Below are 4,523 nucleotides of genomic sequence, written 5' to 3' on the forward strand. Positions count from 1 at the left end.
CCCCCACAGGGTTCCGGCCCTTTCCCCTGCCCACTTCCCCGGCGACTTCGCCTGCGTGCCAGCCAGCAGCCAGCGGGGCAGTCAGCCGGTCGGCCTGCTTGCCTGCCTCAGCCGTCCAGCTCCCGCAGCTCCCGCAGCTCCCGCAGCTCCCGCAGCTCCACCATGGCCTCCTCCAGCCACCCCACCCAGAACCGCTCCATCTCGATCCCGGCCCGCAGCACCAGATGCTGCAACCGCTCCTCACGGCCGCTCGCCGGCGCCGGGAAGTCCCGCTTCTCGAATTCCTGGTACGTCGCCAACTGCACGCGGTGCAGCCCCAGATGGCGCTCCACCTCCGCCAGCAGCTCCCCGGTCCCCACCATCGCCGCGGCCCGCAGCCGCAGCGCGAACGCGTCCCGCAACGGCTTGGGATCCTCCGCCCTGGCCACCCACGCGACCAGCTCCTCGCGCCCGGCGGCCAGGACCTCGTACTCCCGCTTCTGACCACGCGTCGGCACGTCCTGCGGCAGCGCCCGGATGAGCCCGGCCTGCTCCAGCTTTCCCAGCTCGCGGTATATCTGCTGATGCGTCGCCGACCAGAAGTACCCGATGGAAACGTCGAACCGCCGAGTCAGCTCCAGCCCGGAGGACGGCTTCTCCAGCAGGGCGGTGAGGATCGCGTGGGGGAGTGACATGAGCGCATCCTAGGCAGCGGTACGAGCAGGGACGGACCAACGAGCAGCGGCCCGGCTACAGTGCGGCCGCCACCTCCGTCCCCTGCAGAATCGCCCGCTTCGCATCCAGCTCGGCGGCCACGTCCGCACCACCGATCAGATGCACCGGCAGTCCGGCGGCCACCAGCTCCTCGTACAGATCCCGGCGCGGCTCCTGTCCCGTGCACAGCACGACGGTGTCCACCTCCAGCACCCTCCGCTCGCCGCCCACCACGATGTGCAGCCCCTCGTCGTCGATGCGCTCGTACGTCGCACCGGCGACCATCGTCACGCCGCGCTGCGCCAGCTCGGTGCGGTGGATCCACCCCGTCGTCTTCCCGAGCCCGGCGCCCACCTTGGTCTCCTTGCGCTGGAGCAGGTGCACGGTGCGCGTCGACTTCGGCCGCTCAGGGGCCCGCAGCCCGCCCCGGCCCTCGTACTCCATGTCCACACCCCACTGCCGGAAGAACACCTCGGGGGAGAGCGACGCCTCCTCGCCCTCGTCGGTCAGGAACTCCGCGACGTCGAACCCGATCCCGCCGGCCCCGAGGACCGCCACCCGCTCACCGGCCTCGACCTCGCCGCGCAGCACCTCCAGGTAGCGGACGACGCTCCGGTGGCCGATGCCGTCGATCTCGGGGATGCGCGGCGTGACACCTGTCGCCAGCACCACCTCGTCGTACGAACCCGCCTCCAGCACCTCGCGCGTCACCGTGGTCGACAGCCTGACCTCGACCCCGTACTCCTCCAGCCGGTTGCGGAAGTACCGCAGCGTCTCGTTGAACTCCTCCTTGCCGGGCACCTGCCGCGCGACGTTCAGCTGCCCGCCCACCACGTCGGCTCCGTCGAACAGCGTCACCGCGTGCCCCCGCTCGGCCGCCGTCACCGCACACGCCAGCCCGGCCGGACCGGCCCCGACGACGGCGACGCGCTTGCGCAGCCGCGTCGGCGACAGCACCAGCTCGGTCTCGTGACAGGCCCGCGGGTTCACCAGACAGGACGTGATCTTTCCGCTGAAGGTGTGGTCCAGGCAGGCCTGATTGCACCCGATGCACGTATTGATGGAGGCGGCCCTGCCGTCCCGCGCCTTGGCCACGAACTCCGGGTCCGCCAGGAACGGCCGCGCCAGCGACACCAGATCCGCGAACCCGCCCGCCAGCAGCTCCTCCGCCAGCTCCGGAGTGTTGATGCGATTCGTGGTCACGAGCGGAATCCCCACCGACCCCATGACCCGCTTGGTCACCCAGGCGTACGCACCGCGCGGCACCGAGGTCGCAATGGTCGGAATCCGCGCTTCGTGCCACCCGACACCCGTGTTGATGAGGGTCGCCCCGGCCGCCTCCACGGCCTGCGCCAGCTCCACGACCTCGTCGAACGTCGACCCGCCGGGCACCAGGTCCAGCATCGACAGCCGGTAGATCAGGATGAAGTCGGGCCCGACCCGCTCCCGCACCCGCCGCACGATCTCCAGGGGGAACCGCACCCGGTTCTCGTACGACCCGCCCCACCGGTCGTCCCTCTTGTTGGTGTGAGCGGCAATGAACTCATTGATCAGATACCCCTCCGACCCCATGATCTCGACACCGTCGTACCCGGCTTCCTTGGCCAGCCCCGCGGCCCGTACGAAGTCCTCGACGGTCTCCTCGACCTCCGCGTCCGTCAGCGCCTGCGGTACGTATGGGCTGATCGGCGCCTGGAGAGCGCTCGGTGCGACGAGCTCGGGGTGGTAGGCGTACCGCCCGAAGTGCAGGATCTGCATCGCGATCCGCCCGCCGGCCCCGTGCACGGCGTCCGTGATGACGCGGTGCTGCGCGGCCTCCTCGGGAGTCGTCAGCTTGGCCCCGCCGGGATAGGGACGCCCGCGGTCGTTCGGCGCGATGCCGCCGGTGACCATGAGGCCGACCCCACCGCGCGCCCGCTCCGCATAGAAGGCGGCCATCCGCTCGAACCCGCGCTCCGCCTCCTCCAGACCGACGTGCATGGAGCCCATGACCACACGGTTGGGCAGAGTGACGAAGCCCAGGTCCAGCGGGGCCAACAGGTGGGGGTACTGACTCGACGGGCTCGACTCACTCATCCGACGCCTCCATGTCCATGCGCTCACGCGACAACACTTATGCAACTAGTTGCATAATAGAGGCCGGGGGTACGCATCCGAGGTGAGCGGTCGGTCACACCGGGCCGGGGGAGCGGCGCGAGGACCGCCTCCCCCCCCCCGGACCACCCCACCCCCACCGCCTGCGTCGCTCACTGTGCCAAGGAGTCGTACACGGCTCCCACCAGCGCCATCTTCCGGGGATCGTCCACGATGTGCGGGCCCATCCGGTTCATCACGTACCCGATGCTCACCCCCGCCTCGGGATCCGCCAGCCCACAGGAACCACCGGCCCCGTCGTGCCCCGCCGCCCGCGGATTCGGCCCGTACGAGCCGTGCTCCCCGCTCAGCCACAACCCGAGCCCGCTCTCCGTCTCCCGCCCGAGCCCCGCCCCCATCACCAGATCCAGACAGGCCCCCTGCCCCTCCCGCGCCCGCTCGGCCGCCTCCGCCGACAGCACCCGGCTCTCCCCGATACGCCCCTGCCGGGCGAACACCTCGAACAACTCGGCCATCCCGCGAGCCGACCCGTGCCCGTTCGCCGACGGAATCTCCGCCGCCCGCCACGCCGCCGTATTGGCGTCCCGCGCTCCGGTGAACGGGTATTGCAGCGCCGCCCTCGCCACCGGCTCCATCCGCGCGAAGAGAGCGTCCAGCTCGCCCGACGCCGAGAAGTCCTCCTGTACGAGCTCGGCGGCCCGCCGTGCTTCCTTCTCCGGCAGTCCGATCGTGAAGTCGATCCCCAGCGGGCCGGTCACCTGACTCCGAAGGAACTCCCCGGGCAGCACCCCGCTCACCCGCCGCACCACTTCTCCGACCAGGAACCCGTAGGTGTAGATGTGGTACCCGGAGCGCGTCCCTGGCTCCCACCACGGCTCGGTCGCCGCAAGCCGTTCACAGGTCAGCTCCCAGTCGTACAGCTCCTCAAGGGTGACCGGCGCCCGGAACGCGGCGACCCCGGACCGGTGCGACAGCAGATGCCGTACGAGCACCCCTTCCTTGCCGGCCGCGGCGAACTCCGGCCAGTACGAAGCCACCGGCGCATCGAGGTCCAGCTCGCCCCGGTCGGCCAGGAGGTGTGCACAGAGCCCGGTCGCCGCTTTGGTCGCGGACCACACGTTGACGACGGTGTCCCGCTCCCAGAGACGGGTCGCACCCTCGTCGGCCCAGCCTCCCCACAGATCGACCACCACCTCTCCAGCCACCCGTACGGCCACGGCGGCGCCCAGCTCGTCGCGCTCCCGGAAGTTCTCCTCGAAGGCCGCCCGCACGGCCGCGAACCGTTCCTCGCACCGGCCGTCGACCCGCGGCTGCTCAGCAGGCTCGGACTGGGACATGGACATGGATCCCTCCTCGCAAGGTGCCGACACACGACTCGACGAACGTACTGACTGGCCGATCCGGCAGGAAGAGGTCCCGCGCCCCCCCGGTTTGACGCGGAGCTGCCGCCTCCGTAAGGTTCTGCGGGTTGTCCTATGTGAGTACCGGTTCCGACCGGCCCGGGGCGGCCATTCCGCAGAAACCAAGATCAATGAAATCGACGTCCGTCGTGCCCATTAGTCATGCGCATTTGCGAAATGAGGAATCCGCGTTCGAGAGGACGCACCCCGATTGGCATCGGGGCCCAGGAATCCGCTAATGTCTCACTCGTCGGAACGGCCCAACGGCCGCAAAGACAAACCCCGCTGACTGGGAATCAGGCCCGAAAGGATCTGATAGAGTCGGAACCGCCGGAA

The 4,523-nt window shown here is 70.0% G+C and carries 3 protein-coding genes; all 3 read right to left on the bottom strand.

Translation table 11 applies throughout. The features are described 5' to 3' along the window. Positions 1-107: 107 nt before the first annotated feature. Positions 108-674 (bottom strand): PadR family transcriptional regulator, encoded by a 567-nt coding sequence (locus tag ACWGIG_RS37180; protein ID WP_453326140.1) that lies wholly within the window; start codon positions 672-674, stop codon positions 108-110. 55 nt (positions 675-729) lie between these two features. Next, entirely contained in the window at positions 730-2,769 is a 2,040-nt protein-coding gene (locus ACWGIG_RS37185) for an oxidoreductase (protein WP_453326141.1), read from the bottom strand. A gap of 170 nt (positions 2,770-2,939) precedes the next feature. Further along, positions 2,940-4,124 (bottom strand): serine hydrolase domain-containing protein, encoded by a 1,185-nt coding sequence (locus ACWGIG_RS37190; RefSeq protein WP_453326142.1) that lies wholly within the window; start codon positions 4,122-4,124, stop codon positions 2,940-2,942. Positions 4,125-4,523: the final 399 nt, after the last annotated feature.

The sequence above is a fragment of the Streptomyces sp. NPDC054863 genome, assembly GCF_053610825.1.